The organism is Ralstonia sp. GX3-BWBA (assembly GCF_003290055.1).
In the GTDB taxonomy this organism is placed as follows: Bacteria; Pseudomonadota; Gammaproteobacteria; order Burkholderiales; family Burkholderiaceae; genus Ralstonia; species Ralstonia holmesii.
Window position 1 is genome coordinate 401,733 of sequence record NZ_QMKS01000024.1, and the last position, 15,789, is coordinate 417,521.

Consider the following 15,789-nt stretch of genomic DNA (forward strand, 5'->3'; position numbering starts at 1 on the left):
AATCACCTATCGGCCGGGGTGGCGAACGAAGGGTTCGCCTCCTCACCTCCAGCGCGGGCCTGCGCAAATGGTTGTGTTCAAAGCGGAGGCGCCCATCACCGCCGCGCGACAGCGATCACACCAACCACGGTTACGCAAAGCCTGCATTGCCATGCGCGATTTCGCTTCGGTCCGCACGCTTTCTGGCGAACACCAGCAGGATTCCCCCGATCTTTTACGCTGCGTGCATTTGCACAAGTAACGGAAAGACCAACATGGGATGCTTTGTCTCCAAACATGCACCGCAGCACGGCCACACCGACTACTCAGCCACTCGAACCAACACGGCCCCGAGTTCGCCGGGTTCCACAAACTCAACCCCAGCGCGCGATCGCAGCCACGGGTTACGAGATCTCCCACAGCGGAATAGCGCCGCTACAAGAGGGGCCTCGCCCCTATCCAACCGCCGTCGCGCCACATTGCCGGGAACGAGTGCGGCATCACCGGCCCAAAGCATCAAGGTTGGCGGCCGACACTACCAATCCATTGATTCGGTAGATGCAGCCGTCAAGACAGCGCTGCTTGCAACCTATGACCCGGTGCAATCGCTCGGCCTGACCAATGACTCGCGTTTCTATCGTGTGACGGAGTCCAAATGGGTTGGTCAAGGCAGTATTCGCGGCAACCCGAAGTCCATGGCCTCCGTTCTGCATCACGAGGCAGTGGAGCCAAACCGCCATCACAACCCTGGTGTTGAGCAAACGGAGTACCTCTACAACATTGCGCACACGGTACAGCCCTACAAACCCGCTGAAATCCCGGCCAAGGATCTGGGGCATCCCACATTGAATGTGATGTGGGGCAGCGTTGCAGCACAAGGCGCGCTGCAGTATGCGCGGGATGGTCATGCTTTAGTCGAGATGACACTGGGCGACCTCCGTAGAGCCGGCGGCGGCAAAGTTTTCTTCGACGCGATACGTTCAGACGATGAAAGGTCGATTCCCTTGATCGTTACCCTGCCAAAAGGGACGGCGGTGCCGGTCAAGATCATCGATCCGGCGTCCATTGCATATTCAGACGAGGATTGACCGGCTCAGCGCCTAACGCTGCGGCACAGCATCAGCTCGCCGGTCTTTGGCAATGGCTCGCCCGAGGACCGGCGCACCGTCACCAGATCAACGTCTTTTCAGAACAAGCGATTTGAGGATGTTTGAAATTCGCGCAACGTAACCGTTGCCGGCGCGGCACAGATGGCCACGCGCGCGTGCATTACTTCAGCGATCCGCCAGCTTCAAGCGCGGCAAGGCCGATCGCACTGCGTGAGTCCACACCAATCTTTTTCATGATGTGCCTCACGTGGGTGCGCACCGTCCAGTAACTCATGTTCAGGGCCAGGGCGATCTGCTTGTCTGACATGCCCTTGAGCATGAGGTGGCAGACCTCCCCTTCGCGCACGGTCACGCCAAACTGCTGCTGGAACCAGGCCGATGAGCCCACGCCCCGTGCGACGAGGTGAATCCGGCAACCGAGCGCAGGGCCGTCGTGGGTGGCCAGTCGCTCCACGCAAAACCCGAAGCCTTTCCACTGCCCGTGGCGTGATCCGTTGGCCGCCTCTGTCAATTGCTGATAGAGCGCGTCACGCTCTTCCATGCAAAGCCCAATCACGATGGCGCGCGCCTTTGCGTTGGGCAGAGGCGGTGACTTGCCGTCCAGCATGAATGTCGGCACATGCGCACCGGCATCAGCAGCAGCGCCGACTTCCCCCACTTCCTGGATGACGCGAAGCTGATGCGCATTCAGCAGATGCGGCTTCAAGAGGCTGAGCAGCAATGTCTCTCGATCACCGAAACGCTTGTTTGGATCGCTGGTGCTGAACCGATAGTCCAGCAGCATCCCGTTGGCATCGGGCAGGCGCAGGCTGATGCCCGGATACGCCTTGTGCCGACAGAGAAAATCTGTGAAGTATTCAGACTTGCCCCATTCAGAGCGGCAGATCTTCCGCTCGATCACGACGGGTTCAAAGCTGCCCGTCAGGCACTGCGCAATCGAGTCGACCCCATGGAAGTACTGCTGATACTCACCGCGCATGGCCTGGTCTCGGCCCCACAGCGCGCTTGGCCGTGTCTGATGCCTACCGTCGCGCCCCCACTGGATATGCGCCGCAAGATCGAAATGCAGGAGTGACCCCAGCTTCTCGGCCACTTCCGGACGGTCGAGAACGCTGCTGCTCGATGCCTCATGCAAATGCCCGGTGATATCGAGCAGTGCGCGCAGTTCAGCTGTGGAGAGGTCCATCGATCGCTTGGGCGGCTCGCCACTGGTGTTGAGTCTGAAAATTCATCGTGGGGCTCCAGGCGCGCCAATCAATACAAATACAAACAGGTATATCGGCACAACGGCCCAGCCCTATAGCTGGTGCACTTGAGATTGGCCCAACCGCGTAACGCACGTGCACCGCACTGACCATCGCTATCCATAGCGATGGTTGCAGGCCGCCCGATTTTGCGATAGTGCGCCTGACAAAGGCTGGTTGCCGCGGCTGCGAGCCGTCATCACCGGCCACTGCCTGCCTTCAGTCAGGTTGCACCGTGCTTTTCAAAGAGGAACCCGCATGCCAGCGCGAACACCACCGTCGACCAGTCCGCCAGACATATGCCCTCCTGGCCTTCCATCGACCGCCATGGTTGCGCGCTGGGATGCTGCTGCCACATCGCTGGCCGTCATCTTTCTGGATACATCGCTGCTCAACGATTCCACCTGGCTGCCTTCGCAGCCCACGCTGCAGCCGATGGCGCTGGAAGACGTGCAGCAGATGCTGAGCGGCGCGTTGAAATCGCTTGAGCCGGCCAGCGGCATGGAGCCCAGCCCATCGTCCACCACGCCGGAGCCCAAGCCCCTCACCCCGCGCCAGTGCGACATCCTTAAAGAGGTGGCCTGCGGCCGGTCGAACTCCGAGATTGCAGAACGCCTGCATATCAGCGTCGAGACCGTCAAAACGCACATGCGCCAACTGCTCGTGCGAATGGGTGCACGCAACCGCACAGAGCTGGCCACGATCTACCAACGCACGCGCTAAGGCGCGCCAAGCGCCACCTGTATGGCGCGACGTTTCGCGTGCGATGCGTTTTGATGTAGAGCACAGCGCGGCCGCTGACGCTTAGTCCGGCCTGCTGGCAGGGTCATCACATGGCCGATTGCCGCATGTGACTCCATTGGGCGCTGCCCGAGCACCCAACGCGCGCCGATTCAACCAACACTGCCTGCACTGCGAGTGCACGCACCATGCGCGCACCCTTCGGGCTCGACGGGTTGTTCGGCAACCTTGCGAAGTGGCGTTACATCAGCGCGCCAGCGTCGCAACCTCCGCAGCACTCAATGCACCCGCCTGAACGCGGAAGCCCTGAATGTGCCCGTTGAACGATGGATGCGCCCAATTGCGGCCCAGGAAGGTGACCTGATCCCCCACCTGGCGCGGCGACAGCAGCATGTTGTCGTTCTTCCCCACCTCCGTGCCGTCGACGTAGAGGCGGCAGGTGTTGCCCTGCAGCGTGACCGCCACATGGACCCAGCGGCGAATCGGCAGAGGCCACGGCGCTTCCACAACCTGCGCATCATTGAACGTTGCGCCAAAGATCATGAAACGCAGTACACCCGAGCCGGACTGCGGTGCGATGGCCATGGCTGCATTCGCGTCCTGCCCAGCGAAGAACATGCAGCTATCCCAATGCAGCCCATTCGCGTAGGCCCAGAAAGAAATGCTGAAGTCGTCCAGGTCAGCAAACAGCCCCGACGGCAACTGCAGGCCTGCCTTCTGGCCATCGAACGCGATGGCCTTGTCGTTGACGCGCCCGTCGCCCCAGGTTGCGCCGTCCAGCAGCGTGCCCTGCACCAAGGCCGTGGTGCCTGCGGCGGTCAGCACCGCGCCAACTGTGCCGGTGCCGTTCGGGTCGTTCAGCGGCAATGACAGGCGCGTCTCTCCCGGCACGGCAATGCGCGCCACGTTGGAGCCCGTGTTCGGGGCACCGTTGCCCTGGGCGGTGATCTGATAGAACCAGATGCCGTTGGGCGGGGTATCGCTGTAGGTGAGCAGCTCGCTGGCCGAGACCGTGCCCAGCAGGCTGAAGGGGCCGTTGGCCTGGCTGGCGCGCTTGACCGCATACGAGGTGGCGCCCACGCTGCCCCACCACGACAGCACGACATGGTTGCCGCGCAAATGGGCCGTGAGCCCAGACGGCGGCTTCATCGGCCCGGCATAGGGCGAGAGACGCTGCGTGAGCGTGGGGTACATCACGTCGTCGCTGCTGCCGCCGTAGTTCGGCTCGCACCACGTCACCATGCGCGCGACGTTGGGCGCCGCCAGCCCCATGCGATTGACATAGTGGTTGTAGATGGGCTCCCACGCGTTGCGGCGGTGCTGGAACGACTGGTTCACCTCCGTCCACGGTGTCGGGTGCGGGGCGGTGGGGTTCTGCTCGCGCGCATAGGGCATCGCGTAGGGCTTGCCGTTCTCGTCCAGCAGGTTCGATCGCGCCACGTACTCGGCCGCCGAGAGGAAGCGGTTGTTATAGAGCCCGTAGAGATCGTCGCCCTGGTTCCAGGCCATCTCCATCAAGTCCCCACCCAGCGACATGCCCAGCGTGGAGTGGCCCTGGTCGCGGCCGCTTTCTTCCCACTGCCCGAAATGGCCCGGGTGCATGTAGTACACGCCGTGCACGATGGAGCCGTTGCCGAAATTGCGCAGCTTGCCGCGGTTGTTGCCCGCGTAGCAGTCGTAGGCCAGCCGGTACAGATCCGGCTGATCGCAGAACACGCCGATGGCCATGGCGCCTGCCATCGAAGCCATGTCCCAGTTGGCATGCGAGCCGATGCGCCCGTCGCTGAGGAAGTTCGAACAGATCGGCGCGAACACGTTGAGCAGCATGTCCTGAAAGCGCTTCAGGCTTGCGGGTGCCCAGCCGGGGTAGGTGCGCAGGACTTCACCAATCTGCGCCAACTGGTGGCCTTGTATGCCGGCCAGGATGATGAAGGTGTGGTCGTCATGGGCGGTCGAACCCGGCGGCACCGTTCCGATCACCTTCAAGGTGTTCGCCCACGCGTCCAGGAACTCCACTGCCTTGTCGGCATAGCGGTTGTCTTGCGGGTCGGACAACTTCCAGTGCAGCACCAGAGACCACGCGCGCCAGATATCGACGTACAAGTTGTTCTTGCTGCCATCGGCACGGTAGACGGCTGGCAGCGGGAAGGGCTTGGTGTCGAGCGTGCCGAAGCGATCGACGCCAAGCGTGTTCCACCAGTTTGTCCACGGCTGATCGCCAGCCTTGATATGCGCGCGGATGCGGGTGAAGGCGTCTTCAGTCACCAGCAGGGCCGGGTGGCGGAAGACGCCACTCTCATACGCCGACGCAGCCGTGGCAGGTGCTGAAGTGGCCGGAGCGGCCGGAGCCGTCTGGGCCGCGCCGCCTGTCTTCTCTTGCGGCTGGCCAAGCCCCGCAGCGGAGGCGTCTTCGACACCGCCGCCGCACCCCGGCAAAAACGGCAACAGGGGGAACAGCCCCAGACCCAATGACAATGCTCGACGCACAGGATTAGGCACCGCGTTGAGGCTCGCGCGCTCCACGGACTTTTTCATCATGTATTGACCCGACCATCTTTTTTTAATGGCGCAACCGTAGGTCAGCGCGCGAAGGCGCGTCAACGCAAATGGCCAAACGGTGAGAATTGTTGAGTGTTCGGGCGCAATGCCCTGCTGGCTTTGCGGATCGATTCGTTCGGCCGTGTGATTCTCAACACCGCCTTGAACACGGAAATCCTGACAGGCCCCGTTCGACTCTCCGAGGCCAACGTTCCATCCTCCGAGACTGACGTTCCACCCTCCGAGGCTGACATTCCACCCTCCGACACTGACGTTCCACCCTCCGACACTGACGTTCCACCCTCCGACACTGACGTTCCACCCTCCGAGGCTGACATTCCACCCTCCGACACTGACGTTCCACCCTCCGAGGCTGGCGTTTCACCCTCTAAGGCTGGCGCTCCACCCTCTGAGAGCGACGTTCCACCCTCTGAGGCTGGCGCCCGGCTCTCAAAGCTCCGACTAATTGGACCTCGGACATTGGCGCTTCGCCCTCTGGGGCTGGCAGTCGACAGTTTTAGCTCGGCAGTCGACCCTCTGACCTCGGCACGCGAGTGTTTCAGCTCGAAAATTTGAATGTCTGCGAGCGGCGCGTGGGTGTTGGCGCTCGGCGTTTGGGCCTCAGACCGTGGCGGTCGGGCCTTTGGGTGTCGTGCTCGGCCAGTTGGGCTCGGCACGTAGAGGGCTGGGCGTTGTGCCCTGGCCTGGCGCCCCCGCCCGTCGCGGGTTCGCTTTTACTGCTGTTTTTTTTATTTCTGCTTGTTCGCACGTGCCAGCACGTGCAGGACTTCCCACCGGTACAAGTCCACTGTCACACCATCCAGCGAGGTCAGCATGAAGGCGCCAATCGCATCGAGAAACCCGGCCTGGTATTCAAGAGCCTTGTCCTTGACGCGAATCTGATACTCCAAGCGCAACGTCTGGGGGTTGAACTGCCGCTGCACCTTCATGTTCATCTGCGTGCGCCGCAGATAATCCCGCGCGCTCAGGGCGCCTTGCGAGTACAGGATTTCGTCTTCAAGGCTCATTGGGCACCTCCTGACGGAGGACGCTGCACGATGCCGGGAAGGTGACAGATTGCGGGGCGACGCCCGCGTGGGATGGGTACAGCTTGGGTCGCTTGATCCATTGTCTTGCCTCTGGTTGAGTGAGGAGCCACCCACCGGTGAGGGTGGGCGGGCACACGACAAGGTCTGCAATACCGACAAGTGTTTCCAAGAACCGGCAGGGCCGAGGCCCTCCCTGCCGAGGCCCGCCCATAGGGGCGAACGACGACACGCGAGGGCTATATCGGCACTCACGGGAAATACTTGTTCGGGATTGCAGTCCCGGCTGCGGTTGTTGCCGCAGCGGGGGCAAGTTTAGCGGGGGGCTCAGACCAGAGCAAGAGCGACTTCATTATTAAAAAAAGCCACTTTGCGATTACCCCTAGGGCGAAGGATTTGCGTTGGCTCGTTTTTTTACGTACTCAAACACGGCCTGCAGTTCATCAATATCATTCAAAAGCTCATTCGGCGTCGGCGGCTGTATCGGGTTGCCGGCCGCAGGATCATGCGCATCAGTAATATCACACGCCCTCTGAAACAGAGCCCTAATTCTGTCATTTTCGCCCTTCGTAAATCCTACCACCCTGTGGAGGTTCTTTAAATTAATGTAGCTTCGAAAACGATATACGACATTTGCGAACACCTCTTGCTCAACGAGGCGCTCAACGGTTGCACGCAAAAGATTATATGCCTTACCTATCGATTCAATTTGCTCCGGGGTTGGCATGGGGGACCCCCAGTTCTCCTTTAATAATCCTTGGACCTTCCTAAGCTGATCAATTCGATCTGGAATGGATTTCATTAGCCACGGCAAACCTTCTGCCACGGCGCCAGGCTTCGTCATCCCACTCTCAGTCGTAAGCCCCCATTTTATTGTTCTAAATTCTGCGTCGCATTTTATGCGTTCCGCTCCTTCTTTAAGATCATTCACAAAGACAGCATCATGTGTAAAAACGACCACCTGTCTCGTCAATGCCTCTTTAGCTAAGCGCTGGGCAATTAGATATCTGTGATTTTGATCGAGCGAGGAAACCGGATCATCGAACACAAGTCCAGATTTATGGGAGGCAGCGGCTAACTCTGCCATAAATAGCGCGAGAGCCATACAACGCTGTTCGCCCTCACTCGCAATGTCTCTCAATGGCAAACCCTGCACTGCAGACGACAATCTCAAGCCAAAGCTGGTTTGTCCCTTTGCTCCTTGCACGCTTTTTAGCTCAACTGGGAGAGTCTTCATCCCTAGGGCCTTGAGTTCCTCACCAAAAGTCTTACAGAATTTATCTGTAATCAGTTGCCTCGTAAGCTCTGTACTTTTCTGAGTAATTGCTGATGTGCTTACCTCTTTAACAAGAGCGACCAGGCGATCTCTTTCGATAAAGCGATCTACCTGCTCCTCCGCTTGCTTAATGACTGTCGCCAACCACTGACGAGCTTCAATCTCCGATTTCTCTTGCTGTAGCTTGGCCCTGGTAGCTGGATCATCCGCGCCTTCCTCAGTCTTTGCGCGCGCCTCAAGACTATTTTCAAGATCCGACAGAACTTCCGTCGAGTATGACGACGGCTCGCCAACCAGAACTCCACCTGAAGCCGCGACTGCCGTCACTAAATTGGTCAAGTTTTTGTCAAGCCGTATCACTTCCGCGTCAAGCGCTTTGCGCTCTTCCTCATTCAGCAGAACCAAATCAGAATCGATAGCCTCGAAGCTCGGTTTAAGTGGGGAAATAGTTTCGTAACTTGCCCAGAGTTTCTGAAATTCAGCGGATGCCTTATCCGATTGGGCTTTGAGGTCATTCTTGTAGAACTCCTCGAATCTCAGCAATCGCGCACGTGCAGCTTCACCAAGGTTCTGCTGGCATAAAACACAGGCCGCGTCCTCAACGACATTTGGGAATTCAGTCTGAACGTATGCACTCTTGAGCGAGAACTCTCGGGCGGCCTCCCATAGCGCGACCCAGTAGGGCCCTCCGGTGCCGGAAAGCGCATCTGCCTCCTTCCAGTCTTTGGAGAAGGCTTCCGCCGCAGCGGCTGAAGTGCGGACTCGGTCTCGCGCGATGTTGAGTGCGGAAATTGTCGTCGGCGACAAGAGGGAGCTTCGCGTCTCCATGGCAACTCTGAAAGAACTCACCCTGGTTCGGCTCGCTCTCGTCGCACCGGCCTTCGCCTTTGGGTTCACCGTAAGGAGGACATTAAGTTCTGCCAGACGCTCCTTGTCTGCTGCGCCTGCCTGCGCGAGAGACTGAAGATCGGCCTTCTTTGTTGCCGGCCCAAGCTTAGCTAACGCAGCCCCGACTTTTGTGGTCTTGTGGCTTCCTTGCAAAACCTGTAACGCTTTGGTCGACTGCTCATCCAGAGCAGCTATGGACCCCTTTACCGATCTAGCTAATGCATCACACGCTGTTGACAACTTTGGCAGTACGTCAAGGCCGTATGGCGTGAACATGCAGGGACCATCGGCCGCTAGATAGTTCGATGCGGTCGCAGTATCGAACACGAAAATACGGCCCAAGCGAGAATCGGGGAGTCCGTTATCTAACCAAGCAATTTTTGCCTGCGCTCCGGAAGAGGAGGTAATCGCGATCTCACAACTTGCACGCGTACCCGCAGAAGGCGAGCTGGAGAATGCGTCTGTCTGCAAAGTAGGAGCAGCGCCCCGACTCTTGCACGCTCGCTTAATAACGCGTGCGTAGCCAGATTTTCCAGCACCGTTGTCCCCGTAAATGACGGTCAAATGATCACCGAACTTGATAGCTTGGCCTGCGAGTAGTCGGTTGACATTCTTGAGTTGCGATATTTCTCGTAGCGAGATTGCCTCTACCTCGGTCGACGAAGCGGGAATATTTTCATTGGCTAGAGGGATAGCGACGATTGAGGTGCCACTCGCTGTCTTCGCATTGACTCCATTGCGGAGAAGTGCCTCAAGTTCCTCCATATCGGATTGCCCCAAGGAGCCATTCACAACAATGCGCCGCAAAGCGTCTCTCTGCCACACGGGTCTCGCGATCGACCACGACAGAATGCTATGCAGTGCAGACAATTGACTTACCTGCTTTGCCAAGCTCCCGGATTCAACCGCCCCATTGAAAGGTTTTTCCACAGACTCCTCCCCGACTGAATTGAACTGCGCGCTGTCGTAAGCACGCACCACAAGCCGCGCTCGTCGTCGATTTACGCCCCCGACCTCGCACGAGCCTCACGCACCGTAGACGCAAATTCGGAATCCCGATCGGCCGTCATCAGCAACTCGTTCACTGCCCGCGTCATCCCGAAATACAACACGCGCCCTGCTCATTGGCGTCATGCTGACTTCAAGTGCCCCATCTGCAACGTATACCGACACCCCGTCCGGTAATTGCTACACCCCCAAAACGCCCCACTCCTCCCATTCCGCGCCACCAGCTTCACCCCACACGCCGGACACGAAGGCGTGCGGTAATCCCCCTCAAACACCTTCGCCAGCAGCGCGGCCTGCTTGTCTTCGGCCAGCGCGCGGATGCGCTCAAGCACCGCCGGCCCGTCCAATAGCTGGATACCGGCAAGCTCTGAAAACTCCTGCACCGGGTTGCCGACATAACCGGACAAAGACCAGAACACGCCCCGCTTGACCTTGTGCGCCAGCATGGAGCCGCCCAGCGCCCGCACCTGTTCCACCTTCACGGGCTTAGTCCACGCCTTGCACTGGACCACCGCCACGGGCGCGTCCTGGCCGGCCTTGTACAGCGTGGCGTCAATGCCGCCGTCTGCGCCGTGCGGCACCGTCTTCACCGCAAACCCCATCTGTTCGTAGTACTGCACGCACAGCAGCTCAAACCGCTTCCACTCAAGCGACTGGATGGCCTCCAGCGTCCAGCTCTGGGGCGTGGCGGGCTCTGCCGGTGTGGGGGCTTGCGGGGGTGTGGTGGTGTTGCGGGCGGGGTTGGGCGTGTTGCTGCCCGCTGCGTTGCGGGCGGGCTGGGGCGGTGCCTTCGGCGGGCGGGTGCGCCCAGTCGGTTCAGTGCGCGGGGGGCCGAGCCGGGCATCGGCCTGCTGGCTGCGCTCCCGCAGGTACGACAGCACGGCAAAGAAGGCGAGCAGCAGCGCGGGCATCCAGGCCAGCCCGCGCGCCAGCATTCCGAGGCCGCTCAAGATGGGGTTGGCCGCAAACGCGGCTGGGAGGATGTTGTGAAAAATCAGGTAGCTGGCTGCCGAGCCAATCGCCAGCATCCACCACGGCAGCGCCAACAGCACATCGCTGGTGGATGCTTGTTTTCTCCTCCGTCCCATTTACCGCCCCCGGCCTAATGCTTTTAGATATTTAGGACTAGGCGCTTTCTCTGATAATCCGATTCAAATCAGGGCGCCGGTTTTTAATTGGGAAACAGCATAGGCGATGCATCGGGATTGCGCTGCCCCCGTTGGTGGGGTCTTCGGAGGTTTTTTTGGGTGGTGGTTGATAAAGATCGAAACCGGGGTGCTGATTTATGTTTGACGAAAATCTGAATTAAGAGATGGGCATATCTTGGGCGCGGTGGTGGCGCGCGGCGCTGCGTGGCTGCGGGTACCGGTCCTTTTTGCACTTACTCACGAAAAGACTCTCCGGTACGATTCGGCACCTATTTCCCATATCGTCATGGCTCTCCCGCTCCATGAGAATCGCCGCCCTCTCCGATATTCACGGCAATCTGGCCGCGCTAGACGCCGTGCTGGAAGACATTCAGGCCCAGGGTGTCGATCTGATCGTGAACCTGGGCGATATTGCGTCTGGCCCGCTGCAACCGCGCGAAACGGTGGATCGGTTGATGGCACTGAACCTGCCAACCATTCGCGGCAATCATGAAAGGCAGGTTCTTGCTGGCGACCCGTCGCGCATGGGCGAGTCGGACCAGTATGCGTTTGAGCAATTGCGGCCGGATCAGCTCGCGTGGTTTGCCAGCCTGCCCGTGCTTCGGTACATCGAAGACGATGTGCTGCTCGTGCACGGGTCTGCAAAGCACGACCAGACCTATTTTCTGGAATCGCTTTCTGAGAAAGGATGCCGCGCGGCGACGCACGATGAAGTGCTATCCCGTGCCGAAGATGCCGACGCCAAGCTCGTGCTGTGCGGCCACACCCATATGCCACGCGCGATGAAGCTGATGGATGGCCGCTTTATCGTCAACCCGGGCAGTGTCGGCCTGCAGGCTTACAGCGATGCCCATCCTTTCGCCCACACGATTGAAACCGGCAGCCCGCATGCGCGCTATGCCATCGTCACTGAACAGGAAGGTGAATGGACTGCGGAGTTCCGTGCGGTTGAGTACGCGTGGGACGATGCAGCGGCAATTGCGAATCAGCGCGGCAGGCCAGATTGGGCAGTTGCGTTGCGCACTGGCAGGGCAAAAGACTAAAGAAACTCGATATGCGCCTCTACCAAAAACTCCTACTCGTATTCAGTGCTCTCGCCCTGCTTGCTGGCTGCAACCAGCAAACCATGCTCGAAAAGTTCGCCCCAAAAGAGGAATCCGCCATCGCTCAGCGCGCACTTTCTGAGCTGATCGCCAAAGACTTCGGCTCGCTCGATAGTCAACTCGATCCCAGCCTTCAAACGCCAGACACGCGAGACACACTAGAAAAGATGGCCAATGCGTTTCCATCGGCCCAGCCCAAGAGCATCAGCCTCGTGGGCACACAGACCAACATGCGCAACGGCGTCACGACCTACAACCTGACCTACGAATACGAGTACCCCAACGCGTGGATGCTCACGAACGTCATGCTGCAAAGGAAGGATGCGCAGCTCCGGATTATCGGCATGCATGCCTATCCCGAAAAGCAGTCACTGCGTGAGACCAATGCCTTCAAGTTTGCAGGTAAGGGGTTCCTGCACTATTTCGTGCTCGGGCTGGTGATTGGCATCGCGTTGTTCCAGCTCTACGTACTGGTGCTCTGCTTCCGCACACCGATTGCCAAGCGTAAGTGGCTTTGGCTGCTGTTCGTTGCGCTCGGCATTACGAGGTTCTTCTTCAACTGGACGACCGGCGACCTCAGCTTCCAACTCTTTAACCTCGCCATCCCAGGCGTCGGCGCCTTTGCGGCTGGTCCGTATGCGCCGCTGATCTTGACCTTCAGCATTCCGGTTGGGGCGATTGTGTTCTTGCTGCGGCGGCGGGCGTTGGTTGCAGCGGGCCATGCGAGTTCAACAGATGGCGATCAAACGCCGGTCGCTCCCTCTGCTCAATAGCTGGGAACCGCCAACTGGATCAGCTTTTTCATCATCGAAATCTTCACGTCGTATGAGACGTACGCAGCGCCGTACGAGAAATACGAGAAGAAAAGAACCTCTACAGGACGCTGTATTCTCCAGCACCAGTTGTGGCTCTCTACGACACTGCCGTTATTCAATTCACGCACTCACCGAATGTTCAAACACACCGTCGCCGGAATTTTTGCTCTGAGCTGTTATCTGCCCTGCGTCGCAGCCCCTTCTACAGGATGGGCGCCGGTACCTGTCAAACCCAGTCTCGAGTACCTCATAGACTCCGTGCACCGGATCGGGACGCACGTTTATCTCATGCATAGAGGGACATCCGCCTTGGTCCAAGGCGCGATGAAATATCAGACTCCAATCGAGTTCGACTGCGACGGCCACGCTCTCCGTTTTGCATGGACGGACGGAACGCTGGATGGCAAGCCCCTTCCTCGGGCGTATGGGATACCCGGTCGTGCATCCGGCCGCTACACCGCTACAGGGTTCGTGCCGACGCAAAACATGCCCGGTGCAGAATCCATATTGAACTGGGCGTGCCAACTGCCCGTTAAACCAGAACGCTTGGTGAACCTTCGTCGCGTAGACAAAGGGACGCTGATTCAAATGGACGCCAGCAGCTTCTCTAAGACGGGCACCACGGCATCGTTCTGGACAAGGTACGACTACCCAAAGATCACCTTTGACCCACCGTACAACGCTCCATACGATTCGAAGCGTGAATTTGTTCGGGTGAATTGCGCCGCAAAAACGTATGGCATCACAGTTGGCTACGACTTCACTCCAGAAGGAGCCATCACTGACGGAATCGTCGAGCAGAGCGACCTGGCAACACCTTTCGACTCCACTGATGACTACGCCATTGCCATCAGCGAGGTGGCATGCGGCAAACCGATCGATCAGGCCACCTACGCGGGGATCGGTGGAGAAACGCTCCGTATGAAGGCGCCCCTACAGCGGGATCTTGATATGGGCGATGTCACGACTCCGCCCGCCGTCCTAGCGATAGCGGAGAAGCTGGCGTCGGTTATGCCTAAGCCGCAAACTGTGTCGCTTGCAAGAATCACTGTTGCGGCCAAGCGCAACGGACAACCTCAGGAGAGCAGCGTCTATGAGGTTGAACCAAAGAAAGACGGCACAACACGAGTACGCGAGATCTACAGCTCAGATTTCACCGTCGATCGGGAAATGATGGGTATCGTTCAGCTGAAGTCAAAAATGCGCTCCGGTTTCGCAAACAGCCGAGATGTCACCGTCACAGAGTCGCTGGAAGTGGATGCGCCGAAATGGGCTCCGGGGGCGCGGCTGTCATACCACGCAGACATGCGCACAATCCCCACTCAGGAAATTCCGAGCCGGGTCGGGCACCGTTGCACAATCGGCCAACCCATTGAGGCAAGCCGAATCCACTCGGCATTCAGTGGGCGGGCATGGCCAATGGATTGTCTGAACGACAAAGGCGATCGGAACGTCGACTACTACATCGAAGAGCTTCGCTATCTCGTTGCCATTCACGCCGAATCCAAGGACTACGGCACGTGGGATTACACCGTCAGCGACGTGTCAATACAACGCTAGCCAGCAAGACCGCCGCCGACTGTCACTGCACCGGAACCGGGAGGGGTTGTTCCCACGCCCGTCCCGGTGCCTTGGCCAGTTTGCAACAGCGAATGACCGAGCACATGGCTGGGGTGTGTCCCGTCACCCGACAAACTTATAATGTCGCCCGGCCACCCGCCTACGCCGCCACCGCCCGCCGCGCACAAAACTTGCGCCGCACACGCAGTGGTGCCGCCGCCGCACCATCACCCGGCCGAGCCCTTTTGCCCAACGCCATGCCCTACCGCTTCCGTCCGTTGTCCGTTTTGTGCGCTGCTGCCAGCATCGCCGCCGCTCTGGCCGCGTGCAGCTCTGCGCCCACGCCGCTCTATCAGCAGGAGCAGTTTGATGCGGCGGCAAGCCCCTATGCGCGCACCTTCCACGCCAAGTCTGACGCGACGTGCGAGGCGGCGCGCCGGGCGCTGCTGAGCCAGGGCTATGTGTCGAGCTCACCCCGCCCCGACACGATCGACGGCAGCAAGAACTTCCAGCCGAGCAACGATTCGCACGTGGTGATCTCGTTCCACGTGGTGTGCGCAGAGGCCAATACCGAGGGCACGTCGAGCACGGCCTATGTGAACGCGGTGCAAGACCGCTACACGCTCAAGAAGACGAGCACGTCGGCAAGCGTGGGCTTGAGCATCCTGGGCTCGGTGTCGCTGCCCATCGGCTCGGGTGACGATTCGATGGTGAAGGTGGCAAGCGAGACGATTCCGGCCGGGGTGTTCTACGAGCGCTACTTCAACCTGGTGGACCACTTCCTGAAGATCGACCCCGCCCGCCATGACCGCAAGGTCGCCAAGGCGGCGGAGAAGGAACACGTGGCCCCGCTGCCCGAGCCCGCTCCCACGCCGCAGGGCGAGCCGATGAAGATGACCACGCCGGTGGTGCCCACACCAGCCGCGCCGCCTGTGCCGGTGGCGGCGCCGGCTTCGGCTCCGGCTGCTGCACCCGCTTCCGCGCCTGCAGCGGCGCCTGTGGTTGCGCCGGCTTCAAAGGCGCCGGCTGAAGCTGCACCGGCATCGGCCCCTGCAGCCACGACGCCGGCGCCGGCGCCGAACACCGCGCCCGCGTCTGAACCGGCTGGTTCGACAACGGGCGGCGCAAGCTGAACGCGACGCACGCGCCAATTGCCGCTACACAAAAAGAAAGCCGCCTTTGGGGCGGCTTTTTTGTTGGGGCGCTGTATTAGAGCGCTTCTGGCTTCTGCGGGCTTTCCGGATCGGCACTCACGTCCACCGGCTCAGGCGCTCGTGCCTTGGCCTCGCGGGGGGTCACCTTGCCTTCACGTTCTGCGGCAAGCGCGTCCATTC

Annotated in this window: 12 protein-coding genes; 6 read left to right on the forward strand and 6 right to left on the reverse strand. The window is 59.8% G+C overall.

Annotated features, from left to right (window positions below; genetic code table 11):
- Window positions 1-458 precede the first annotated feature (458 nt).
- Entirely contained in the window at window positions 459-1,067 is a 609-nt protein-coding gene (locus DOD19_RS24435) for an AvrPphF family type III effector (protein ID WP_162634462.1), read from the forward strand.
- Window positions 1,068-1,248: 181 nt separating this feature from the next.
- On the opposite strand, the gene DOD19_RS24440 is transcribed toward DOD19_RS24435, so the two are convergent.
- Window positions 1,249-2,274, reverse strand: coding sequence for a LuxR C-terminal-related transcriptional regulator (locus DOD19_RS24440; RefSeq protein WP_112188682.1), 1,026 nt, complete (start codon window positions 2,272-2,274; stop codon window positions 1,249-1,251).
- A gap of 385 nt (window positions 2,275-2,659) precedes the next feature.
- On the opposite strand from DOD19_RS24440, the gene DOD19_RS24445 reads away from it, so the two are divergent.
- Complete coding sequence (locus tag DOD19_RS24445) at window positions 2,660-3,055, forward strand: response regulator transcription factor (protein WP_239498093.1); 396 nt, start codon at window positions 2,660-2,662, stop codon at window positions 3,053-3,055.
- Window positions 3,056-3,319: 264 nt separating this feature from the next.
- Here DOD19_RS24445 and DOD19_RS24450 read toward each other — a convergent pair whose 3' ends face one another.
- From DOD19_RS24450 to DOD19_RS24465, 4 genes are all read right to left on the reverse strand, one after another.
- Window positions 3,320-5,611: a LamG-like jellyroll fold domain-containing protein gene (locus DOD19_RS24450; protein ID WP_112188686.1), complete on the reverse strand. Its 2,292-nt coding sequence runs from the start codon at window positions 5,609-5,611 to the stop codon at window positions 3,320-3,322.
- A 749-nt stretch (window positions 5,612-6,360) separates the two neighbouring features.
- Entirely contained in the window at window positions 6,361-6,639 is a 279-nt protein-coding gene (locus DOD19_RS24455) for a hypothetical protein (protein WP_024978201.1), read from the reverse strand.
- A gap of 400 nt (window positions 6,640-7,039) precedes the next feature.
- The gene (locus DOD19_RS24460; RefSeq protein ID WP_162634464.1) at window positions 7,040-9,799 is read right to left on the reverse strand and encodes an AAA family ATPase; all 2,760 of its coding nucleotides are present in this window, start codon (window positions 9,797-9,799) and stop codon (window positions 7,040-7,042) included.
- 152 nt (window positions 9,800-9,951) lie between these two features.
- A complete protein-coding gene (locus tag DOD19_RS24465; protein ID WP_112188690.1) occupies window positions 9,952-10,917 on the reverse strand; it encodes a restriction endonuclease in 966 nt (321 codons plus the stop codon).
- Window positions 10,918-11,279: 362 nt separating this feature from the next.
- On the opposite strand from DOD19_RS24465, the gene DOD19_RS24470 reads away from it, so the two are divergent.
- The 4 genes from DOD19_RS24470 to DOD19_RS24485 all read left to right on the forward strand — a co-directional run bounded on the left by DOD19_RS24470 (window position 11,280) and on the right by DOD19_RS24485 (window position 15,588).
- Window positions 11,280-12,020 (forward strand): metallophosphoesterase family protein, encoded by a 741-nt coding sequence (locus DOD19_RS24470; RefSeq protein WP_112188692.1) that lies wholly within the window; start codon window positions 11,280-11,282, stop codon window positions 12,018-12,020.
- A gap of 11 nt (window positions 12,021-12,031) precedes the next feature.
- Entirely contained in the window at window positions 12,032-12,853 is an 822-nt protein-coding gene (locus DOD19_RS28030; RefSeq protein WP_239498094.1) for a hypothetical protein, read from the forward strand.
- 366 nt (window positions 12,854-13,219) lie between these two features.
- Window positions 13,220-14,455, forward strand: coding sequence for a hypothetical protein (locus DOD19_RS24480; protein WP_162634466.1), 1,236 nt, complete (start codon window positions 13,220-13,222; stop codon window positions 14,453-14,455).
- A 257-nt stretch (window positions 14,456-14,712) separates the two neighbouring features.
- A complete protein-coding gene (locus DOD19_RS24485; protein WP_112188966.1) occupies window positions 14,713-15,588 on the forward strand; it encodes a DUF2242 domain-containing protein in 876 nt (291 codons plus the stop codon).
- Window positions 15,589-15,664: 76 nt separating this feature from the next.
- On the opposite strand, the gene DOD19_RS28210 is transcribed toward DOD19_RS24485, so the two are convergent.
- Window positions 15,665-15,787 (reverse strand): hypothetical protein, encoded by a 123-nt coding sequence (locus DOD19_RS28210; protein ID WP_275426896.1) that lies wholly within the window; start codon window positions 15,785-15,787, stop codon window positions 15,665-15,667.
- Window positions 15,788-15,789 lie beyond the last annotated feature (2 nt).